21 protein-coding genes are annotated in these 21,196 nt (G+C 71.5%); 18 read left to right on the top strand and 3 right to left on the bottom strand.

All coding sequences use genetic code 11. From position 1 onward, the window contains the following. Nucleotides 1-74 precede the first annotated feature (74 nt). The 12 genes from AMK16_RS05495 to AMK16_RS05440 all read left to right on the top strand — a co-directional run bounded on the left by AMK16_RS05495 (nt 75) and on the right by AMK16_RS05440 (nt 10,292). On the top strand, nt 75-1,085 hold the full coding sequence (locus AMK16_RS05495; RefSeq protein ID WP_073909234.1) for a sugar ABC transporter substrate-binding protein: 1,011 nt from the start codon (nt 75-77) through the stop codon (nt 1,083-1,085). Next, a complete protein-coding gene (locus AMK16_RS05490) occupies nt 1,082-2,113 on the top strand; it encodes an ABC transporter permease (RefSeq protein ID WP_073909232.1) in 1,032 nt (343 codons plus the stop codon). The genes AMK16_RS05495 and AMK16_RS05490 overlap by 4 nt, the downstream gene beginning before the upstream one ends. Next, nucleotides 2,083-2,970: an ATP-binding cassette domain-containing protein gene (locus tag AMK16_RS05485; protein ID WP_079191322.1), complete on the top strand. Its 888-nt coding sequence runs from the start codon at nt 2,083-2,085 to the stop codon at nt 2,968-2,970. The genes AMK16_RS05490 and AMK16_RS05485 overlap by 31 nt, the downstream gene beginning before the upstream one ends. Next, complete coding sequence (locus tag AMK16_RS05480; protein WP_073909226.1) at nt 2,967-4,127, top strand: ROK family glucokinase; 1,161 nt, start codon at nt 2,967-2,969, stop codon at nt 4,125-4,127. The genes AMK16_RS05485 and AMK16_RS05480 overlap by 4 nt, the downstream gene beginning before the upstream one ends. Then, complete coding sequence (locus AMK16_RS05475) at nt 4,124-4,714, top strand: hypothetical protein (RefSeq protein WP_073909224.1); 591 nt, start codon at nt 4,124-4,126, stop codon at nt 4,712-4,714. The genes AMK16_RS05480 and AMK16_RS05475 overlap by 4 nt, the downstream gene beginning before the upstream one ends. A 207-nt stretch (nt 4,715-4,921) precedes the next feature. Further along, nucleotides 4,922-5,554, top strand: a complete 633-nt coding sequence (locus AMK16_RS05470; protein WP_073909221.1) for an MBL fold metallo-hydrolase — start codon at nt 4,922-4,924, stop codon at nt 5,552-5,554. Between the two features lie 30 nt (nt 5,555-5,584). After that, nucleotides 5,585-6,376 (top strand): exodeoxyribonuclease III, encoded by a 792-nt coding sequence (locus tag AMK16_RS05465; protein WP_073909219.1) that lies wholly within the window; start codon nt 5,585-5,587, stop codon nt 6,374-6,376. 108 nt (nt 6,377-6,484) lie between these two features. Continuing rightward, nucleotides 6,485-6,925 carry a DUF6278 family protein gene (locus AMK16_RS05460; RefSeq protein ID WP_073909215.1) on the top strand — a complete coding sequence of 147 codons (441 nt, stop codon included), beginning with the start codon at nt 6,485-6,487 and terminating at the stop codon, nt 6,923-6,925. A gap of 164 nt (nt 6,926-7,089) precedes the next feature. Then, on the top strand, nt 7,090-7,833 hold the full coding sequence (locus AMK16_RS05455; protein WP_073909213.1) for an amino acid ABC transporter ATP-binding protein: 744 nt from the start codon (nt 7,090-7,092) through the stop codon (nt 7,831-7,833). A 13-nt stretch (nt 7,834-7,846) separates the two neighbouring features. Beyond that, nucleotides 7,847-8,752 carry a glutamate ABC transporter substrate-binding protein gene (locus AMK16_RS05450; RefSeq protein WP_073909210.1) on the top strand — a complete coding sequence of 302 codons (906 nt, stop codon included), beginning with the start codon at nt 7,847-7,849 and terminating at the stop codon, nt 8,750-8,752. Between the two features lie 17 nt (nt 8,753-8,769). Beyond that, nucleotides 8,770-9,414 (top strand): amino acid ABC transporter permease, encoded by a 645-nt coding sequence (locus AMK16_RS05445; RefSeq protein ID WP_073909207.1) that lies wholly within the window; start codon nt 8,770-8,772, stop codon nt 9,412-9,414. Further along, the gene (locus tag AMK16_RS05440) at nt 9,411-10,292 is read left to right on the top strand and encodes an amino acid ABC transporter permease (protein WP_073909205.1); all 882 of its coding nucleotides are present in this window, start codon (nt 9,411-9,413) and stop codon (nt 10,290-10,292) included. The genes AMK16_RS05445 and AMK16_RS05440 overlap by 4 nt, the downstream gene beginning before the upstream one ends. A gap of 39 nt (nt 10,293-10,331) precedes the next feature. Here AMK16_RS05440 and AMK16_RS05435 read toward each other — a convergent pair whose 3' ends face one another. After that, entirely contained in the window at nt 10,332-11,927 is a 1,596-nt protein-coding gene (locus AMK16_RS05435; protein WP_073909202.1) for a CocE/NonD family hydrolase, read from the bottom strand. Between the two features lie 130 nt (nt 11,928-12,057). Further along, nucleotides 12,058-13,257 (bottom strand): L,D-transpeptidase, encoded by a 1,200-nt coding sequence (locus tag AMK16_RS05430; RefSeq protein WP_242438596.1) that lies wholly within the window; start codon nt 13,255-13,257, stop codon nt 12,058-12,060. A 215-nt stretch (nt 13,258-13,472) separates the two neighbouring features. On the opposite strand from AMK16_RS05430, the gene AMK16_RS05425 reads away from it, so the two are divergent. Genes AMK16_RS05425 through AMK16_RS05400 form a run of 6 tightly spaced genes read left to right on the top strand, consistent with a single transcriptional unit; the run spans nt 13,473 to nt 20,381 of the window. Next, a complete protein-coding gene (locus AMK16_RS05425) occupies nt 13,473-14,648 on the top strand; it encodes a lipid II:glycine glycyltransferase FemX (RefSeq protein WP_073909200.1) in 1,176 nt (391 codons plus the stop codon). Next, nucleotides 14,573-16,381, top strand: a complete 1,809-nt coding sequence (gene murJ / locus AMK16_RS05420; RefSeq protein ID WP_079191321.1) for a murein biosynthesis integral membrane protein MurJ — start codon at nt 14,573-14,575, stop codon at nt 16,379-16,381. The genes AMK16_RS05425 and murJ overlap by 76 nt, the downstream gene beginning before the upstream one ends. Nucleotides 16,382-16,403: 22 nt before the next feature. After that, nucleotides 16,404-17,087, top strand: coding sequence for a response regulator transcription factor (locus AMK16_RS05415; RefSeq protein WP_073909197.1), 684 nt, complete (start codon nt 16,404-16,406; stop codon nt 17,085-17,087). A 6-nt stretch (nt 17,088-17,093) separates the two neighbouring features. Further along, nucleotides 17,094-18,542 (top strand): sensor histidine kinase, encoded by a 1,449-nt coding sequence (locus AMK16_RS05410; protein WP_073909195.1) that lies wholly within the window; start codon nt 17,094-17,096, stop codon nt 18,540-18,542. Beyond that, a complete protein-coding gene (locus tag AMK16_RS05405; protein ID WP_073909192.1) occupies nt 18,539-19,054 on the top strand; it encodes a hypothetical protein in 516 nt (171 codons plus the stop codon). Before AMK16_RS05410 ends, AMK16_RS05405 begins: the two co-directional genes overlap by 4 nt. 52 nt (nt 19,055-19,106) lie before the next feature. Beyond that, complete coding sequence (locus AMK16_RS05400) at nt 19,107-20,381, top strand: cytochrome P450 (RefSeq protein ID WP_073909190.1); 1,275 nt, start codon at nt 19,107-19,109, stop codon at nt 20,379-20,381. Here AMK16_RS05400 and AMK16_RS05395 read toward each other — a convergent pair. Next, complete coding sequence (locus AMK16_RS05395; RefSeq protein ID WP_073909187.1) at nt 20,341-21,066, bottom strand: hypothetical protein; 726 nt, start codon at nt 21,064-21,066, stop codon at nt 20,341-20,343. The genes AMK16_RS05400 and AMK16_RS05395 overlap by 41 nt on opposite strands. Nucleotides 21,067-21,196 lie beyond the last annotated feature (130 nt).

Below are 21,196 nucleotides of genomic sequence, written 5' to 3'. Positions count from 1 at the left end.
TCCACTGTGGCGGATACTGGGCGGCTGGAACCGGAATGACCGAATGATGACGGACGAGGGAAGGGCGCGGCGACGTGGCTAGGGTTCGGACAGGGGTACGCGTCGTGGGCGCCGTGCTCGCGGCGGTACTGGGAGCCTCGCTCGCGGGCTGCAGCAGTACGGGCGGCAAGCGCGCCGAGGAGCGGGCGAAGGCCGCCGAGGCGGGCCGGCCGGCCGTGTCCACCCCGCGCTGGACCTTCGCCATGGTGACCCACGCGGGGGACGGCGACACCTTCTGGGACATCGTCCAGAAGGGCGCCAAGGAGGCCGCGGCGAAGGACAACATCAACTTCGTCTACGCCCACGACGACCAGGCTCAGCAGCAGGCGCAGTTCGTACAGAACGCCATCGACCAGAAGGTCGACGGGATCGTGGTCAGTCTCGCCAAACCGGAAGCCCTCAAGGACGTCATCGCCAAGGCCGTCAAGGCGGGCATCCCGGTGGTCACCGTCAACTCCGGCTCCGCCCAGTCCGCCGAGTACGGGGCACTGACCCACATCGGCCAGGACGAGCAGATCGCCGGCGAGGCGGTCGGCACCGAGCTCACCGAGCGAGGCAAGAAGAAGGCCGTCTGCGTCCTGCACGAGCAGGGCAACGTGGGCCACGAACAGCGCTGCGCCGGCGCGAAGAAGACCTTCGGCGGCGCCATGGAGAACCTGTACGTCGAGGGCACCAACATGCCCTCCGTCCAGGCCGCCCTCCAGGCCAAGCTGCAGGCCGACCCGTCGATCGACGCGATCCTCACCCTCGGCGCGCCCTTCGCGCCCACCGCCGTCAAGGCGAAGGAGGCCGCCGGCAGCAAGGCCGAGGTGGACACCTTCGACCTCAACGACTCCGTCGCCCGCGACCTGAAGTCCGGCGTCCTCGGCTTCGCCGTCGACCAGCAGCCCTACCTCCAGGGCTACGAGGCGATCGACCTGCTGTGGCTGCGCCGCTACAACGCGGACGTGCTCGGCGGCGGCCGTCCGGTCCTGACCGGACCGCAGATCGTCACGGGCGCCGAAGCCGCCGCACTGGAGGAGTACATCAAGCGGGGCAGCCGATGAGCGCCGCCGCCGCCGCGGACGAACGGCTCGCGCCCACGTCCGTGGTCCGCAAACTGCTCGGCCGACCCGAGCTGGGCGCGGTGGTCGGAGCCGCCGCGGTCTTCGTCTTCTTCTCCTTCGCCGCGGACAGCTTCCTGCGGGCCTCCAGCCTCAGCACGGTCCTCTACTCGGCCTCCACCATCGGGATCATGGCCGTCCCGGTGGCCCTGCTGATGATCGGCGGGGAGTTCGACCTCTCCGCCGGCGTCATGGTCACCACCTCGGCGCTGCTGAGCTCGATGTTCAGCTACCAGTTGACCGCCGACGTCTGGGTCGGCGTCCTGGTCTCGCTGCTGGTCACCCTGGCCATCGGCTTCTTCAACGGCTTCATGCTCACGCGTACCGGACTGCCGAGCTTCATCATCACGCTGGGCACCTTCCTGATGCTGACCGGCCTGAACCTCGGGTTCACCAAGCTGATCAGCGGTTCGGTCTCCACCAAGACCATCGCCGACATGGAGGGCTTCTCCTCCGCCCGCGCGCTCTTCGCCTCCCAGTGGACCATCGGCTCGGTCACCCTGAAGGTCACCATCCTGTGGTGGTTCGCCCTGGTCGCCGTGGCCACCTGGATCCTGCTGCGCACCCGCGCCGGAAACTGGATCTTCGCGGTGGGCGGCGGCGCCGACGCGGCCCGGGCGACCGGCGTACCCGTCGTGAAGACCCGCATCGGCCTCTACATGGGCGTCGCCCTGTGCGCCTGGATCTCCGGGCAGCACATCCTCTTCTCGTTCGACGTGGTCCAGTCGGGCGAGGGCGTCGGCAACGAGTTCCTGTACATCATCGCGGCCGTCATCGGCGGCTGCCTGATGACCGGCGGTTACGGCTCGGCCATCGGCTCGGCGGTCGGCGCCTTCATCTTCGGCATGACCAGCAACGGCATCGTCTACGCCCAGTGGAACCCGGACTGGTTCAAGTTCTTCCTCGGCGCGATGCTGCTGCTCGCGACGCTGCTCAACGCATGGGTCCGCAAGCGGGCGGAGGCGAAGTGACCGCGCTGGTGAAGCTGACGGACGTCAGCAAGTACTACGGCAACATCCGGGCCCTCCAGGGAGTGTCCCTGGAGGTCTCCGCGGGCGAGATCACCTGTGTCCTCGGCGACAACGGCGCCGGCAAGTCCACCCTCATCAAGATCATCTCAGGGCTGCACCGGCACGACGCCGGATCCTTCGAGATCGAGGGGGAGGAGACGGTGCTCGCCAACCCGCGCGCTGCCCTCGACCGCGGCATCGCCACCGTCTATCAGGACCTCGCCGTCGTCCCGCTCATGCCCGTCTGGCGGAACTTCTTCCTGGGATCCGAGCCGACCAGGGGCCGCGGCCCCCTGCGCCGCCTCGACGTGCAGCGCATGCGCGAGACCACCCGCGCCGAGATGCTGCGCATGGGCATCGACCTGCGCGACGTCGACCAGCCCATCGGCACCCTGTCCGGCGGTGAGCGCCAGTGCGTGGCCATCGCCCGCGCCGTCCACTTCGGCGCGAAGGTCCTCGTCCTCGACGAGCCCACCGCTGCCCTCGGAGTCAAGCAGTCCGGCGTGGTCCTCAAGTACGTCGCCGCCGCCCGCGACGCGGGCCTGGGCGTGGTGCTGATCACCCACAACCCGCACCACGCCCACCTGGTCGGCGACCGGTTCGTGCTGCTCAAGCGCGGCACCATGGCGGGCAGCCACACCCGTGCGTCGATCACCCTGGACGAGCTCACCCGGCAGATGGCGGGCGGCTCCGAGCTGGACGAACTGAGCCACGAACTGGAGCGGGTGGCAGAATCGGGGCCAGACGCCGCACCCGGCGGAGCCGATCCGGCTCCCGCCGGCCCGACCGCAGCCCAGAGGGACGACACGACTCGATGAGCACGTACCGGGACTTCACGCTCGCCCACCGGGGGTCGGCGCGAGGCACCGTCCTGCGGACCGTCGGGACCCGTGAGCGCCGCTCGCACCTGACCGCACCCCGCGTCCCGACGGTCGGCATCGACATCGGGGGCACCAAGGTGATGGCCGGCGTCGTCGACGCCGACGGCATCATCCTGGAGAAGATCCGGGCCGAGACCCCGGACAAGTCCAAGAGCGCCAAGGTCGTCGAGGACACCATCGTCGAGCTGGTGCTGGACCTCTCCGACCGGCACGACGTGCACGCGGTGGGCATCGGGGCCGCCGGCTGGGTCGACGCCGACCGCTCCCGCGTCCTGTTCGCCCCGCACCTGGCCTGGCGCGACGAGCCGCTGCGCGACGCCCTCCAGTCCCGCCTCGCGGTCCCGGTCATGGTCGACAACGACGCCAACACCGCGGCCTGGGCGGAATGGCGCTTCGGCGCCGGCCGGGGCGAGGACCACCTCGTCATGATCACCCTCGGCACCGGCATCGGCGGCGCCATCCTGGAAGGCGGCCAGGTCAAGCGCGGCCGCTACGGGGTCGCCGGCGAATTCGGCCACATGCAGGTCGTCCCCGGCGGCCACCGCTGCCCCTGCGGCAACCGCGGCTGCTGGGAGCAGTACAGCTCGGGCAACGCCCTGGTCCGCGAGGCCCGCGAGCTCGCCGCCGCGGACTCCCCGGTCGCCCACAACATCATCGCCAAGGTCGGCGGCAACGTGAACGAGATCACGGGGCCGCTGATCACCGAGCTCGCCCGCGACGGCGACGCGATGTGCGTCGAGCTCCTCCAGGACATCGGCCAGTGGCTCGGCGTCGGCATCGCCAACCTCGCCGCCGCGCTCGACCCGTCCTGCTTCGTCATCGGCGGCGGCGTCAGCGCCGCCGACGACCTGCTGATCGGCCCCGCGCGGGACGCCTTCCGCCGCCACCTCACCGGCCGCGGCTACCGCCCCGAGGCGCGGATCGCCAAGGCCCAGCTCGGCCCCGAGGCCGGCATGGTCGGCGCCGCCGACCTCGCCCGGCTCGTCGCCCGCCGCTTCCGCCGCGCCACGCGCCGCCGGGTCGAGCGGTACGAGCGCTACGCGCAGCTGGGCCGGCGCGAGGCCACCGGACCCGAAGAGCAGGAACAGCAGTGACCCCGCCCACCCTGCCCCACCAGGCCCCCGCCCCCGAAGGCGGCGGGACACCCGCGCCGGCCTCCGAGGACCGCAGGCACGTCGTCCGGCGCCGCTGGATCACCGCGATCATCATCCTGCTGCTGGTCGGCGTCCCGGCGGGCTACCTCGCCGTCTCCGCCCAGCAGAGCCGCCAGAGCGGCCGCGACAAAGCCGCCAAGGTCGGCGCGACGAAGGTGCGCCCCGGCTGGCCCTCGAAGGTCCAGCGCAGCATCTACGAGGTCCCCATCCCGGACAAGGCCTGGCGCGTGGGGTTCCTGGAGACCAACAACTGGCGCACCAGCCGGCTCTTCACGCAGTTCGCGGTCACCCCCGGGGACCTGGACACCTTCCTGGCCGACGCCGGCACCGACCGGGAGGCGCTGACCCCCGGCGTGTCCATCTCCCCGCACGACGCCGAGGTCGCGGGCTGGAGCTGGAGCCCGCACGCCAGCTGGTACGAGATCAGCCTGGAGCGGCCCGACCCGCGTCCCACCCGGGACATCACGGTCGACCTGACGGACCCGGAGCACCCCAAGGTCTACGTGGTCTCCTCGACCACCCCGTGACCCGTGACCCGTGACCCGTGACCCGGGGCGGGGCGAGGGCTGTTCCGCAATCCCGGCGGCGCACGACACCGGCCACGGCGCCGCGCTGCGCTGCCGGAACACCCGAATACGCCGGGTACGGGGGCGCCCCCGCGCCGTGCGATGCAGCGCATCCGACGCCGTACGCCGACCCACAGGGGATCACGGGACATCCCTTAGCCTGGGATCATGAAGCTCACCAAGCGGCTGCATTCCTGCGTCCAGCTGGAGAAGGACGGGCGCACGCTCGTCATCGACCCGGGCGCCTTCAGCGAACCGGACGCGGGCCTGGGGGCGGACGCCCTGCTGGTCACGCACGAGCACCCCGACCACTTCGAGGAGGGCCGGCTGCGCGCGGCGCTCGACGCCAACCCCGCGGCGGCCGTGTGGACGCTGCGCAGCGTGGCCGAGAAGCTGGCGCCGGCCTATCCGGGCCGGGTCCACACCGTCGGTCACGGCGACACCTTCACCGCGGCCGGTTTCGAGGTCCAGGTGCACGGCGAACTGCACGCCGTGATCCACCCGGACCTCCCGCGGGTCACCAATGTCGGCTACCTGGTGGAGGGTTCGCTGTTCCACCCCGGGGACGCGCTGACGGTGCCCGGGGCCCCGGTGGAGACGCTGATGCTCCCGCTGCACGCACCCTGGAACAAGATCGCCGAAGTGATCGACTACGTGCGCGAGGTCGGGCCGCGGCGGACCCTGGCCATCCACGACGCACTCCTCGGCGAGGTGGCCCTGCCGCTGTACGGCACGCACGTCGCGAACCTCGGCGGCGCCGAGTACACCCGCCTCGCCCCCGGGGAAGCCGCCACGCTGTGACTGTCGGTGCCGGGCGGTAGGTTGGGACGCATGCGTATCGCCACGTACAACGTCAACTCCATCACCGCCCGGCTGCCGCGCCTGCTGGCCTGGCTGGAGAGCTCCGGTACGGATGTCCTGTGCGTCCAGGAGACCAAGTGCTCGGCGGAGCAGTTCCCGCACGACGAGCTGCGCGAGCTGGGCTACGAGTCGGCCGTGAACGCGACCGGCCGGTGGAACGGCGTGGCCCTGATCTCCCGGGTCGGCCTGGAGGACGTGGTCCTGGGCCTGCCCGGCGGGCCGGACTACGAGGGCGTCCAGGAACCCCGCGCCATCTCCGCCACCTGCGACGGGGTGCGCGTCTGGTCGGTCTACGTGCCCAACGGCCGCGAGGTCGAGCACGACCACTACGGCTACAAGCTGGACTGGTTCCGCGCCCTGGCCGCCGCCGTCTCCGAGGACGCGGCGGGCCCCCGCCCCTTCGCGGTGCTCGGCGACTTCAACGTGGCCCCGACCGACGAGGACGTCTACGACCCGGCGGTCTTCGCGGGCGCCACGCACGTCACCCCCGCCGAGCGCGCCGCGCTGGAGGCGCTGCGCACCGCCGGGCTGTCGGACGTGTTCCCGCGCGCACTCAAGTACGACCGTCCGTACACCTTCTGGGACTACCGGATGCTCGCCTTCCCGAAGAACAGGGGCATGCGCATCGACCTGGTGTACGGGAACGAACCCTTCGCCAAGGCCGTCACCGACGCCTACGTCGACCGCGAGGAACGCAAGGGCAAGGGCGCCTCCGACCACGCCCCGGTCGTCGTGGACCTCGACCTCGACCTCGGCCGCTGAGCGCGGGCCGGCGCCGCCCGCGGGCCGGCGCCGCCGCCCGCCGATCCGGGCGGGCGATCCAGGCGCGCCCTATGGCCCGCGGGGGATCCTGGTGCGACGCTGGGCGGTATGAACATCCCTTTCCTGGGCAACTGGCTGAACCGGCACGAAACGGAACGGGGTGCGGGTCTCGCCGCCGCCCTCGCGGACGATCCCGAGGGCGTCGCCGAGCTGTTCTCGGAGTGCGAGTTGCTGCGTGACCAGGCGAGGTCCGCGGGGCTGCAACTCGACGAGAGTCCGGGCTCCTTGGCCGCGCTCGACCAGCTGATGCCCCGCTGGCGGCGGGATCCCGAGATCGTCCCGTGGCTCGGCAACGACGCCGGCTTCTACCTCGGGACCGTGATCATCCGCACGATCCCGGGCGCCGCCTGGCAGGTGTGGCCCAACGGGCAGCCGGTGATCCGGCTGGCATCCGGCCGGGAGCTCAACGTGATCGAGTCGGGCGTGTCCTGGGCCATGACCGGCTCCCCGGAACTCAGCCAGGCCTACGCCGAGGCGTCCGAGGGCTGAGGACGGCCCGGGGCTGCCGCCTGGAGGTCCGGCGGGTTCGCGGCGGCGCCGTGCCGGGGCCTGCGTGAGGTTTATGCCCCCTTTAGGCGTGTCGAGGTGAAGTGCCCTTCGCGCGCTGGATAGTTTGCGCTGACCTCGACACCGACAAGTGGGCAGGGCAGCGCATGGCCGTCGATCCGTTGATCGAGCTGCGGGACGTGAACAAGCACTACGGGGCGTTGCACGTCCTCAAGGACATCAACCTCACCGTCGGCCGCGGGGAGGTGGTGGTGGTCATCGGCCCCTCCGGCTCCGGCAAATCGACCCTCTGCCGGACGATCAACCGGCTGGAGACCGTCGAATCGGGCACGATCCTGCTCGACGGGAAGCCGCTGCCCGACGAGGGCAAGGAACTGGCCCGGCTCCGCGCCGAGGTCGGGATGGTCTTCCAGTCCTTCAACCTCTTCGCGCACAAGACCGTCCTCGCCAACGTCTCGCTCGCCCAGGTGAAGGTCCGCGGCCGCAAGAGGGACGAGGCGGACGAGCGCTCGCGGGAGCTCCTGGAGCGCGTCGGCCTCGCCGACCAGGCCGACAAGTTCCCCGCCCAGCTCTCCGGCGGGCAGCAGCAGCGCGTGGCCATCGCCCGCGCCCTCGCCATGGACCCCAAGGCCCTGCTCTTCGACGAACCCACCTCCGCGCTCGACCCGGAGATGATCAACGAGGTGCTGGAGGTCATGCAGCAGCTCGCCGCCGAGGGCATGACCATGGTCGTGGTGACCCACGAGATGGGCTTCGCCCGCTCCGCCGCCAACCGCATCGTGTTCATGGCCGACGGCAGGATCATCGAGGACCGCACCCCGGAGGAGTTCTTCACCGCCCCCGAGAGCGACCGGGCCAAGGACTTCCTCTCCAAGATCTTGAAGCACTGAGGAGGCCGGCCCGATGATTCCCGCCCGCGCCCTCGCCGCCCTCCTGCTGGCCGTCGCCGCCGTCACCGGCTGCGGCAAGTCCGGCAGCCCGCCGGTCAAGGGCCCGCAGCCCGAGGACCTGCCCGCGTACAAGGTCGACAGCGCCTTCCGGCTGCCCTCTTCCCCCACCTGGGAGCGGGCCAGGCGCCGCGGCCACCTGGTGGTGGGCGCCAAGGAGGACCAGCCCTACATGGGGGAGAAGGACCCGGCGAGCGGCCGCTACTCCGGCTTCGACATCGAGATCGCCAAGATGGTGTCGGCCTCGCTCGGCTTCGACCCCAAGACGATCGAATTCCGGACCATCGCCTCCGCCAACCGCGAGACGGCCCTGCAGAACGGCCAGATCGACTACTACGTCGGCACCTACACGATCAACGACAACCGCAAGAAGCAGGTCGGCTTCGCCGGCCCCTACTTCATGGCCGGCCAGTCCCTGCTGGTCCGCCGCGACGAGAAGGACATCAAGGGCCCGCAGGACCTCGCCGGCAAGAAGGTCTGCTCGGCCGCGGGTTCCACGCCCTTCCAGCGGCTGCAGAAGGAGTTCCCCCAGGCGGACCTCGTCGCCTACGACACCTACTCGGTCTGCGTCGACAACCTCCTCACCTACCAGGTCGACGCGGTCTCCACCGACGACTCCATCCTCCTCGGCTACGCCGCCAAGGTCCCCGAGGAGCTCAAGGTGGTCGGCAAGCCCTTCTCCAAGGAGCCCTACGGCATCGGTGTCCCGCGCGGCGACAACGCCCTGCGCTTCGCCCTCGACGACGCCCTGGAGGCCCAGGAGAAGAACGGCGACTGGAAACGCGCCTACGAGGCCACCCTCGGCCTGTCCGGCGTGCCGGCGCCGACGCCGCCGCCCATCGACCGCTACCCGGCGAGCTGAAGGAGACGGGCACCGTCATGGACGTACTCACCGAGAACTTCGCGCTCTACTCGCAGGGCTTCTTCGGCACGGTCGAACTGACCGTCTACGCCTCCCTGCTGGCCCTGGTCCTGGGCTTCCTCATGGCCTCCTTCCGGGTCGCCCCCGTCGGCTCCTTCCGGGCCTTCGGCACCGTCTGGGTCACCGTGCTCCGCAACACCCCGCTCACCCTGCTCTTCTTCGCCGTACTGCTGGGCCTGCCCCGCTTCGGGCTGGTCCTGCCCTTCGAGGTCTTCGCCGTCCTGGCGCTGGGCTGCTACACCTCCGCCTTCATCTGCGAGGTGCTGCGCTCGGGCATCAACACGGTGCCCAAGGGCCAGGGCGAGGCGGCCCGCAGCCTCGGCATGTCCTTCGGGCAGACGCTGAGCACGGTGGTGCTGCCGCAGGCCTTCCGGTCCGTCATCCCGCCCATCGGCTCCACGCTGATCGCGCTCGCCAAGAACTCCGCGATCGCCGGCGCCTTCAGCGTCACCGAGCTGCTGGGGACCTACAAGACCCTCAACGAGCTGGGATACAGCATCGTCTGGACCTTCGTCTGGATCGCCGTCGGCTACCTGATCATCACCCTGTCCATCAGCGCGCTCTTCAACGTGCTGGAGAAGCGCTACGGAGTCGCCCGATGACCGCGCACGCGCTCTACGGGGACACGGCTTCCACCGCCCTCTACGACATCCCGGGACCCAGGGCCCGCCGCCGGCACCTCCTCTACGGGGTCCTCTCGACGGTGCTGATCCTCGCCCTGGCCGGCTGGATCCTGCACCTGCTCTTCGACACCCACCAGTTCACCGCGGCCAAGTGGGGTCCCTTCCGGTACGAAGGCATCCAGGAGCTGCTGCTCAGGGGCCTGCGCAACACCCTCAAGGCCTTCGCGTACGCCTCGGTGCTGTCCCTGGTCCTCGGCGCGGTGCTCGCCACCGGCCGGCTCTCCGTCCACCGGCCCCTGCGCTGGCTGTCCACCCTGTGCGTGGAGTTCTTCCGCGCCATGCCCGTGCTGGTGATGATCTTCTTCATCTTCGTCGCCCTCAAGGTCCAGCCGCTGCCCGCGCTGGTGGCGGGGCTGACCCTCTACAACGGATCGGTGCTCGCCGAGGTCTTCCGCACGGGGATCAACTCGGTCGAAAGGGGGCAGCGCGAGGCGGCGTACGCGCTCGGCATGCGCAAGACGCAGGTGATGACCCACGTCCTCGCCCCGCAGGCGGTGCGCGCGATGCTGCCCACCATCATCAGCCAGCTGGTGGTGGCCCTGAAGGACACCTCCCTCGGCTTCCTGATCACCTACGAGGAGTTCCTGCACGCCGGGAAGCTGATCGCCTCGAACCTCGACTACGACCTGCCCTTCATCCCCGTCGTGATGATCATCTCGCCCATCTACATCGGGATGTGCATGCTCCTGTCCTGGTTCGCGACCTGGGTGGCGCGCCGGCAGCGCCGCAACCCCAAGACCGAGGGGGTCGCCCCCGCCCCCGCCGATCCCGCGGCGATGCTGCGGACGGGGGCGTAGCCCCCAGGAGCCGCGCCCCCGGCCGGCCGCAGCCGCGGATCACTGCTCGCGCAGCGGCACCGAGACGTAGGAGGGATCGGTGCGCGGCGAGGAGAAGGTCAGCTGCGCGCCGGTGGGGTTGTGCTCGATGTAGAGCGGGTCGACCGTGTCGACGACGAGGGCGAGCCGGTGGCCCGCGGGCACGTCGTAGGCGGTGGAGTACAGCTCCAGGTCCACGCCGAAGGCCGTGCCGGGCGTGCGGCCGTGGAAGGTGTACGGGGCGTTGCTGATCAGCTTGCCGATGCCGAGCGGGCCGACGTCGTAGAGGTAGGCGACGAAGGTCCCGTCCCCCTTGGTCGGGGTGACGGTGGTGTGGAGCTTGACGGTGCCGCGGACCCGGCGCGGCTCGTCGTGGCGCCCGGACTGCCAGACGGCGGTGAAGGCGCGGGGCAGGAGCGGGACGGAAGCGGCCGGCGGCGCCTGGACCAGCTGGTCCAGGAGACTGGAGAGGAAGATGATGCCGCCGTTGGCGCCGGAGTCGACGTTGGCGAAGAGGTGCTCGGTGTCGGAGAGCGGGAGCTTCTCGGTGCCGGCGGCGCCGACCGACGGCCAGTCGGCGTAACCCTCGTACCCGCCGTCGCTGCGCGGCTTCAGCTGGACGGGCGCCTCGGAGTCGATCCCGTTGCGCTCGCCCTTGAGGTAGCGGTCGAACCAGCGGTGGGCGTTGGTCCAGGTGTCGTTGGGCAGGCCCAGCAGCCCGGTGGCCTCGGCGGTGGCGTGATCGCCCGGGCGGAACTCCAGCCGCTTGGGGCCGGTCAGCCGCTCGAAGAACTTCGCGTACTGGTTGGGCGGGAAGACGGTGTCCCCCCAGGCGTTGCCCAGCATGATCGCGGCGCCGTTCGCGTTGATCCGGTCGACCTGGTCGGCGGCCGAGCGCTTGCGGCCCCACTCGATCATCGCCGGCTCGTTCTCCAGCCGGGAGGCGAGGAAGTCCCCGAGGACCGACTGGAGTTCGGGTCCGGGGCGGCCCGTGAGCGTGCCGGCGGCGCCGAGCAGGGCGGCGGCCTGGAGGTGCTGGGTGCGGCCGGAGTAGATGGACTCGATGAGGTCGGCCCAGCCGCTGAGCGCGACGACGGCCTTGATCCTCGGATCGTGCGCCGAGGCCAGCAGGCTGATGCCCGCTCCGTACGAGACCCCGCCGAGGCCGATGTGGTCCGCGTCGGCGGCGGTGTGGGCCAGGGCCCAGTCGATGACGGCGGAGACGTCGGCGGTGTCGGGCGGGCCGGCCACCTCGATCCGGCCGCCGGAGAGCCAGAAGCCGCGGGAGGTGTAACTGACCACGACGTAGCCGGAGTCGGCGAGCTGCTTGGCCTGGGCGAGGTATTCGATCTGCGGCAGGCCCCAGCTGGTGGGCAGCACGATCAACGGGTACGTCCTGCCCGCCGTGGCACCGGACGGCGTGAACACGTTGCCCTTGAGGGTGATGCCGCCGGAGCCGGGGATGTCGTGGAAGCCCGGTCCGGACGCGGCCGCAGGAGCTTCGGCGGTGACGGCCGCGGTGGGTGCGGGAGCCGCCTGGGCCTGGTGGGGGGCCAGGCCCAGGGCGGCTGCCGCCAGCAGGGTTGCCACGGCTGCGGCGGTGGTGGTGCGTTGCATGGATCGCTCCTCGCGTACGCCGGGGGGTGTCAAAGCGACCCGACGGTAACGGGAGCGGCTTACCGCGGGTAACCCGCCGGTAAGTTACGTGGTGGTAACAATTGGACGAGAGTCGGTGGCCGGTTCCCGCTCAGCCGCTCTGCGGGGCTCCGGACAGCGCGCTCTTCGCCTTCCACTCGTCCCAGGAGAGGTTCCACTCGCCGTAGCCGTTGCCGATGTCCGCCGTGCCCTTGGAGCCGTCGCCCACCACCTCGAAGAGGTCGCCGGGCTGCGCCCGCGCGTAGAAGGCTGCGGCGTCGGAGGAGCTCATCCCGACACAGCCGGAACTGGTGTTGGCGCGGCCGAAGTTGGCGCTGTTCCACGGAGCGGCGTGCACGTACATGCCGGACCAGGTCAGCCGCATCGAAGAGTCGACCATCTTGTCGTAGGAGTCGCCGAGGCCCACCGTCTGCGAGTCCATCCGGATGGTGCCCTCCTTGGCCATCAGCACCATCTTCCCGGCCCAGGACGCCTTCTGGCCGCCCGGAGTGCCGGCCGAGACCGCAATCGTCTCCACGACCTGCCCGTCCTCGGTCACCTTCATCTTCCGGGTGTCGAGGTCGACCTCCATCCGGCGGTCCTTGCCGATCCTGAACCCGGTGTCGTAGTCCCGCACGAAATAGCCGCCGCCCTGGCCGGAGTCGACCCCGTTGAGGTTCATCTCCACCTTCACGTCGGTGCCGGGCTTCCAGTACTCCCTGGGGCGCCAGTCGACGCGGTCGTTTCCGGAATAGTCCTTGAACCAGCCCCAGGAACCCTCGGTGGCGTTCGAGGTGGTGACCTTCAGGTGCTTCTCCACATCGGCCTTGTTCTTCACCGGATTGTCGAAGACCAGGGAGACCGGCTGGGCGATGCCCACCACCCCAGTGGCCTTTCCGGGATTGATCGTGACCTTGTTCACCTTGTCGGCGGCGGTCGTCTTGAACTGCGTGTTCGCGCTCTGGCTGTCGGTGTTCTGCGCCTCGACCCGGTATTCGGCCCCCGGAGCGGCATTGCGTTCAGACGTCCACGACTTCCCGTCGTCGGATATCTTCCCCGCCAGTTCACCGCCCTTCGCGTCGGTCACCTTCACGAGGGCGAACTTGCCGTCGGCCAAGGTCACCTTCACCGGCTCTCCCGCCTTGACCTGATCACCCGTGAGGTTCACCGATATCGCCATGTCCGGCTTCTTCTTCATCTCCGCCTTGCCGCCGCCCCCCGCGGTCGGCGACCCGCCGCCGCAGGCGGTCAGGGCGGCGGCCAGCAGTGCGGCAGCGGCGACGGCGTGCGCGGTGCGGCGTGTACGGCTCAACGAAAACCCCTTTCGAAAAATGATCGTCCGCCAATGAAGAGCGGACACGACGACTGTAGGTTGCGTGCCGCGGGGTGAAAGTCGCGCTGATGGTTGTGACATGGACCGCAGCGAAACGGTCACCGTCCGGTCATAATCGCCGCGCACTGCGGTCATCGACCCCTGTGAGAGTCCTGTGCATCCGTCACCCCGGACGTACAGGAAGGCCGACGACCGTGTGCGCACTGCTCGTGAACCCCGCCCCCCGGCCCCGGCGACAGGACCAGGACGTGGAGCCCGCGGTGCGCGCCCTCTCCGTCGCGGAATACCGGAATTTCCTTTACCGGCACGGGCGGGCGAGTTTCCTGCAGTATCCCTCCTGGGCCGAAGTGAAGGACCTCTGGCGCTCCGAAAGGGTCGGGTGGCACCACCCCGACGGACACATGTCGGGAGCCGGTCTCGTCCTCTACCGCCAGTTCCCCGGCACCCGTAAATACTTCGCCTACCTTCCCGAAGGCCCGGTCGCCGACTGGTCCGATCCGCGGATCGACCTCTGGCTCCAGCCCCTGGTGCGCCACCTGAAGGCGGCCGGCGCCTTCGCCGTTCGCATCAGACCCGCTCCCGCCTACCGGCGCTGGGACGCCGCCACCGCCAAGTCCGCCACCGGCCCCGGCCGGCAGATCTCCGACGTACTGGCCACCGAGGTCGACCCGGTCGGGGCCGCACTCGCCGACCGGCTGCGCACCCGCGGCTGGAAGCGCTGCGGCGGCGAGGACGACGGCGACGCCCAGCCCCGCCACGTCTTCCGCGTGCCGATGGCCGGCCGCTCCCTCGACGACCTGTGGGCCGGGCTGAACCAGGAATGGCGGCGCAATGTGCGCAAGGCCACGAAGGCGGGCGTGGAGACGGTCGAGGGTTCGGCCGCCGACCTGCCCGAGTTCCACCGGCTGCTGTGCCTGACCGAGGAGCGCGACGGCTTCCGGCTCGGCCGTTCCCTGGCGTACTACGAGCGGCAGTACCGGGCCCTCAACGCCGAGGAACCCGGCCGGATGCGCCTGTACCTGGCCGTCCACCAGGGCGAGGTCCTCGCCGCGCACACGATGGTCGTCGCCGGGAAGCGGGTCTGGTACCAGACCGGGGCCTCCGCCGACCACCGGCGCGAAGTACGGCCGAGCAACGCCCTGCAGTGGCGCATGATGTGCGACGCACATGCCCTCGGGGCGGACGAATACGACATGCGCGGGGTACCCTCCACCCTCGACCCCTCGGCGCGTTCCTTCGGGCTGCTGCGCTGGAAGCTCGGCACCGGTGGCCACGTCGTCGAAACCCTCGGCGAATGGGAGGCTCCGATGGACGGATACGGCAACGCGGCGCTCTACAAGGCGTTCCAGGCATACCTGGCGCGCCGGTGAACCACGGCACTTCCGCGACGACCGCCCCGGCCGGCGGATCCATCCCGCACCCCGGCGCCGCACACCCGGCCGGGCCGCCGGCCGGAGCAGCGGTCGCCGCCGCGGCCGCACCGGCGGCCGCCAGGACCTCGGTGCTGCGCAGCGGCGCGTTGATGGCGGCCGGTTCGGTCGTCTCCCGCGCCACCGGCTTCGTCCGCTCCGCCGTCGTCGTCGCCGCCCTGGGCGCCGGGGCGCTCGGCGACAGCTACGCCGTCGCCAACACGGTGCCCAACATCCTCTACATGCTGCTCGTCGGCGGCGCCCTCAACGCGGTCTTCGTCCCGGAGCTGGTGCGCGCCGCCAAGGAGCACGCGGACGGCGGCGCCGCCTACACCGACCGGCTGCTCACGGCCTGCACGGTGGCGCTCCTCGCGCTCACCGCCGTCGCGGTGCTCGCCACCCCGCTGATCATCGAGGCGTACACGCCCTCCTACAGCGGCGCCCGGCAGAGCACCACCGTCGCCCTGGCCCGCTTCTGCCTGCCGCAGATCCTCTTCTACGGGCTCTTCACCCTGCTCGGCCAAGTGCTCAACGCGCGCGGCCGCTTCGGCGCCATGATGTGGACCCCGGTCCTCAACAACGTCGTGGTCATCGGCGTCTTCGGACTCTTCCTGTACCTCTCCCACGACGCCTCGCACGGCCTCACCGCCGCCGACACCCGGCTGCTCGGCATCGGGACCACCGCCGGCATCGTGGTCCAGGCCCTCGCCCTGGTCCCCTCCCTGCGCGCCGCCCGCTTCCGCTGGCGCCCCCGCTTCGACTGGCGCGGCAGCGGCCTCACCCGGCCGCTGCGCAACGCAGGGTGGCTGGTCATGCTCGTCCTCACCAACCAGATCGGCTACTGGGTGGTGACCCGGCTGTCCACCACCGTCGGAGACCTCGCGGGCAGGTACGGCTACGCCGCCTACAGCAACGCCTACCAGCTCTGGATCGTCCCCCAGGGCATCATCACCGTCTCCCTGGTCACGGCGCTGATGCCCCGGATGAGCTCCGCCGCCTCCGACGGCGACCTCGGCGCCGTCCGCCGCGACGTCTCCCGCGCACTGCGCTCCAGCGCCGCCCTCGTCGTCCCCGCGGCCGCCGTCTTCGCCGCCCTCGCGCCGTGGGTGATCGGCGCCGTCTTCGGCTACGGCCGCACCGACGCCGCCGACGTGGAGGCGATGGCGGGAATGCTGACGGCCTTCGCACCCGGCCTGATCGCCTACTCCGCGCAGTACGTGCTCGCGCGCGGCTTCTACGCCCTGTCCGACACCCGGACCCCCTTCTTCCTGAACCTGGTCATCGCCGCGCTGAACGCCGGGCTCTCCGTCGCCGCCTACCTCGTGCTGTCCCCCCGCTGGGCGGTCACCGGCATGGCGGCGGCCTCTTCCGTTGCCTTCCTCGCGGGCGCCACCGTGACCGCGTACACCCTCGCCCGCCGGCTCGGCCCGCGCGCGGCGACCACCCGGGCCGGCCGCCCAACGAGCGCGCTACGGACCCACCTGCTGCTGCTGGCCGCCTGCGCGCCGGCAGCCGCCGCCGGGTACGGCGCGGCCCGCGCCGCCGAGCGGTTCGGCGACTTCGCCGCGGTCGGGGCGGGAACCGCCGCACTGGTGCTCGTCGTCGTCCTGCTCGCCAGACCCCTGCGTCTGACGGAGATCACCGACCAGCTGGACTCCCTGCGCCGCCGACGCGGCCGCCGGGAAATGCCCTGAACCACCTTGGGATACTGACCGGATGCCACGCGTACTGCTGATCGAGGACGACCCTTCCATCCGAGAGGGCGTGGCCCTCGGACTGAGCCGCCGCGGCCACGAGGTGAGCACCGCCGAGACCGGCGAGGCCGGCCTCGCCCTGATGCCCGTCTTCCGCCCCGAGCTCGTCCTGCTCGACCTGATGCTGCCGGGGATGAACGGCGTGCAGGTCTGCCACCGCATCCGGGAGACCAGCGAGGTCCCGATCATTATGCTCACCGCGCGCGGCGACGACTTCGACATAGTCGTCGGCCTGGAGGCCGGAGCCGACGACTACATCGTCAAACCCGCCCGCACCGAGGTCATAGAGGCCCGGGTCAAAGCCGTACTGCGCCGCCTGAGCGACCCGGCCGGGCTGCGCCCCGAGGTCGAACAGCACGGCGAGCTGGCCGTCGACCGTGCCGGGCTCACCGTCGCCAGGAACGGCGAGCGCGTTCCCCTCGCCCCCAGCGAACTCAAGCTCCTGCTGCACCTGTCGGCCTCGCCCGAGCAGGTCTTCTCCCGCCAGCAGCTCCTGGAATACGTCTGGGACCACAGCTACCACGCCGACGCCCGGCTGGTGGACGCCTGCGTCCGCCGCCTGCGCCACAAGATCGAAGACCCCGCAGCCTCCCCCCGCTACATCCAGACCGTGCGCGGTTTCGGCTACCGCTTCGGCCCGCTGTAGGCGGCGGTGGTGAAACGTATCGCCCCGGTCGGCCTGCGGACCCGCCTGATCGCGGCCTTCCTGCTGGTCGCCGCCATCAGCGCGGTGGGCACGGCCGCCCTCACCTACCAGAAGGCGCGCAACGCGATCCTCGCGCAGAGCCAGGACACGGCCGTCAGCACCCTGCGCGACCAGATCGATTCCAGGGCCCTGCGCATCCCCATGGACCAGGAAGCCCTCCAGGCCCTGGTCAACGAACTCGGCAAACGGGGCAAGCCGCACCCCTGGGTCGTCTCCGGCGAGTACGGCGAACTGCGCGCCTCCTCCAACACCGCCCCGGGCACCTCCGGCATGGTCACCGAGCGGCTGCGCCGACAGGTCTCCGCCAATCCGCACGGCGCCTTCCAGCGGGTGGAGGACTCCGGCGGGTCCCCCTACCTCGCCGTCGCCATGCCGGCCGTCTTCGCCCACAAGGGGCGCCGGGAACCCACCGGCGCCGTCTTCTACGCCGTGATGCCGCTGACCACCGAGCGGGCGACGGTCGACGCCATGGTCGACGCCGCCAAGCAGGGCGCGGTCCCGGGTCTGGCGATCGCGGTGGTCCCCGCGCTGCTCGCCGCACGCGGTGTGCTCCGCCCGGTGCGGGACATGCGGCGAGCCGCGCAGCGGCTGGGGCGGGGCCGCCTCGACACGCGGATCGAGGTCAGGGGCTCCGACGAACTCGCCGGGCTGGCCCGCACCTTCAACGAGAGCGCCCGCGCCCTCGAACAGTCGGTCACCGAGCTGCGGGAAGCCGAGGTCCGGGCCCGCCGGTTCGCCGCCGACGTCTCGCACGAGCTGCGCACCCCGCTCGCCGGGATGCTCGCCGTCACCGAAGTCCTCGACGAGGACGCCGAGCACCTCGATGCCGACACCGCCAAGGCCCTGCGCCTGATCAGCGCCGAGACGGGCAAGCTGGCCGTCCTCGTCGAGGACCTCATGGAGATCTCCCGCTTCGACGCCCGGGCCGCCGAACTGAACCTCGACGACGTGGACGTCGCCGTCGCCGTCACCAAGACCCTCGAACGCCGCCACTGGGACGACGGGCAGGTCACCAGCGCACTGCCGCACGGGGTCCGGGCCCGGCTCGACCCGCGCCGCTTCGACGTGGTCCTCGCCAACCTCGTCGGCAACGCCCTCAGGCACGGCGGCGCCCCCGTCCGCGTCACCGTCGCCACCCGGCCGGCCCCCGAGGGGGCGCGGCTGCTGGTCGAGGTCGCCGACAGCGGGCCCGGCATCGCCCCCGATGTGCTGCCGCACATCTTCGACCGGTTCTTCAAGGCCGACGCCGCCCGCACCCGCTCGGCGGGCAGCGGCCTCGGCCTCGCCATCACCCTGGAGAACGTACGGCTGCACGGCGGCACGCTGTGCGCGGCCAACGGACCCGCCGGAGGCGCCGTGTTCACCCTCGACATGCCGCTGGAGGCCCCTGCGTGAGGCGGGTACGCAAGGCCGCGGCCGTCGGCGCCGCCCTGCTCGGCCCGCTGCTGCTGGCCGGCTGCGGGATCAAACCCACCGGGGTGATCGAGAGCGGCGCCCCCGCCACCGTGGTCATCGGCCCGCCCGACCGCGCGGGCGTGGTCTACTTCGTGACGCCCGACGGAAAGCTCGTCCCGTCGCCCCAGGTCGACTCCCCTCCGTCGTCTCCCACCGGGACCCTGCTGCGGCTGCTCTCCGGCCCCGGCCCCCAGGAGCGGGCCGCCGGACTCGGCACGCAGCTGCCCGCGCTGGAGGGCCGGGACGCCGGCTCGCTCGGCATGACGGTCCTCACCGGCGGCTACGTGGAGGCAAGGGTCCCCATCGAGATCGGGAACCTGTCACAGCTCGCCCGGCGCCAGCTGGCGTGCACGGTGCTGTCCCTGGCCCCGAGCGAGAGCACCGCCGAGGACGTCATGCTGCGCGGTCCGGACGCCGCCCTGCTCGGGGAACGCTGCGACATCGCCCGCTGAACACCCCGCACGCCCCCTTGCGGGCCGCGGGCGCTGACGCCACGGTGGCCCCATGGACCACGAGGCTCCCGGCGTTCCCGACGTCTTCGACCCCCGCATCTACGCCGGGGGCGTCCCGCACGACCGCTACCGGGTCCTGCGCACCCACCACCCGGTGGCCTGGCAGGAGGAGCCGGAGATCGCCGGGTGGGACGCCGGCCCCGGCTTCTGGGCCGTCACGCGCCACGCCGACGTCGTCCGCGTCCTGCGCGACCACCAGACGTACTCCTCCTGGCTCGGCGCCACCCAGATCCGCGACCCAGACCCGGCCGACCTGCCCTTCCTGCGGCGCACCATGCTCAACCAGGACCCGGCGAAGAGCACGGGGGACCACGGCCGGCTGCGCCGGCTGGTCTCCCGCACCTTCACCCCCGGCCGTGTCGACGCCTTCTCCGGGCGGGTGCGCGAGCGGGCCCGCACGCTGCTCGCCGGCGCCCGGGACGCGGCCAAGGGCGGATCCGCCGACGTCGTGCGCACCGTCACCGACGACTACGCGCTGCTGAACCTCGCCGACCTGCTGGGCGTCCCGCCCGCCGACCGCGGACTGCTGCTGGAGTGGACCGTACGGGTCATCGGCTACCAGGACCCCGAGGACGCGCCCGCGCCCCTGCCCGGCCCGGACGGCAGGCCCCTCAACCCGCGTTCACCGGCGCTGCTCGGCGAGATGTTCGCCTATGCCCGCGAACTGGCCGCCCACAAGCGCGCACACCCCGGCGACGACGTGATGACGGCCCTCGCCCACGCCGGGCTGGACCCGGCCGAGCTGGAGATGTTCTTCTTCCTGCTCACCGTCGCCGGCAACGACACCGTGCGCAGTGCGGCGCCCGGCGGCCTGCTCGCGCTGGCCCGCGCGCCACGGGCCTACCGGCTCCTCGCCCAGGGTCACGCGCCGGCCGACCGGGCCGTCGAGGAACTCCTGCGCGCCCACCCGCCGGTGCTCAGCTTCCGCCGCACCGCCGCCGTCGACACCGAACTGGCCGGACAGCGCATCCGGGCCGGGGACAAGGTGGTGGTCTTCCACGCCTCCGCCAACCACGACGAGCGCGTCTTCGCCGACCCCGGACGCCTCGACCTCGACCGCGCGCCCAATCCGCACGTCTCCTTCGGGGACGGCCCGCACGTCTGCCTCGGCGCCCACTTCGCCCGGCTCCAGCTGCGCACCTTCTACCAGGAGTGGTGCGCTGCCATGCCCCCGCCCGAACTGACCGGCCCGCCGCGGCGGTTGGTGTCCAACTTCATCAACGGGATCACACGACTGCCGCTGCGGGTGTCCGGGCCGGGCCGGTGACGTCCGCCACCAGTTCGGTCACGTCGGGCCCGTAGGCATCCGAATTGATCACCTTCAGCACGATGCAGAAGGACTCCGTACCGTAGGTGCGGGCCAGCTGCCTGTGGTGCTTGGCGAGGTACCGGGCGGCCGCCTGGTTGCTGTTGGCGGTCTGCCCGGACAGCAGGAACACCGGCCGGGAACCCTGCCCGGTCGTCAGCCGCGCCAGCAGCACGTACTCCACCAGGCCCTTCTCCCAGCGGTAGGTCTCCCCGCCGACCGAGATGGCCCCCCGGTCCGGACCGGGGTCGCCGGAAGTGCCGACCCGCACCCCCGGGAGCATGGAGACCAGGTGCGCCGTCGTACGGGCGTTGGAGGCCGGCCCGCCGACACAGAACTCGGCCCGCTCCCCGAAGCCCTGGCGGGCCCCGTCGTGGGTCACGATCTGTACGTTCGCCCCGCAGTCCTTGATCAGGGCGGAGATCTCCAGCAGGGCGAAGGCGTCGTTGCGGTGCAGGGACGAATCGGTGCCGCCCATCTGCCGGTTGACCACGAACAGGCAGTCGGACCCGGTCGGCAGTCCGAAGAAGGCCTGTTTGCGGCGCAGCGCGCGCCGCCAGAGGTAGGTCCGGGAAAACCAGCCGAACCCGCCGCTGACGGCGGTGGCTATCACGCCGAGCACGATGTTGCGGACGTCGTCGTTCATGCGCTGGATGCTAGCGCCGGGAACGCGGCGGTTCACCAGGCCGGGGCCGGCCGTTTCGCCGGCCGGGGTGCGACGCCCCCGACGGCGGCCGGGCGCCGTCCCCGAAGGGCGGACTGCGGCGCGGCGCGGA

Origin of the sequence: Streptomyces sp. CB00455, from assembly GCF_001905445.1 — a bacterium.
In the GTDB taxonomy this organism is placed as follows: domain Bacteria; phylum Actinomycetota; class Actinomycetes; order Streptomycetales; family Streptomycetaceae; genus Streptomyces.
Note: the sequence above shows the minus strand (reverse complement) of the source record. Positions and strands in the feature narration are given on the sequence as shown.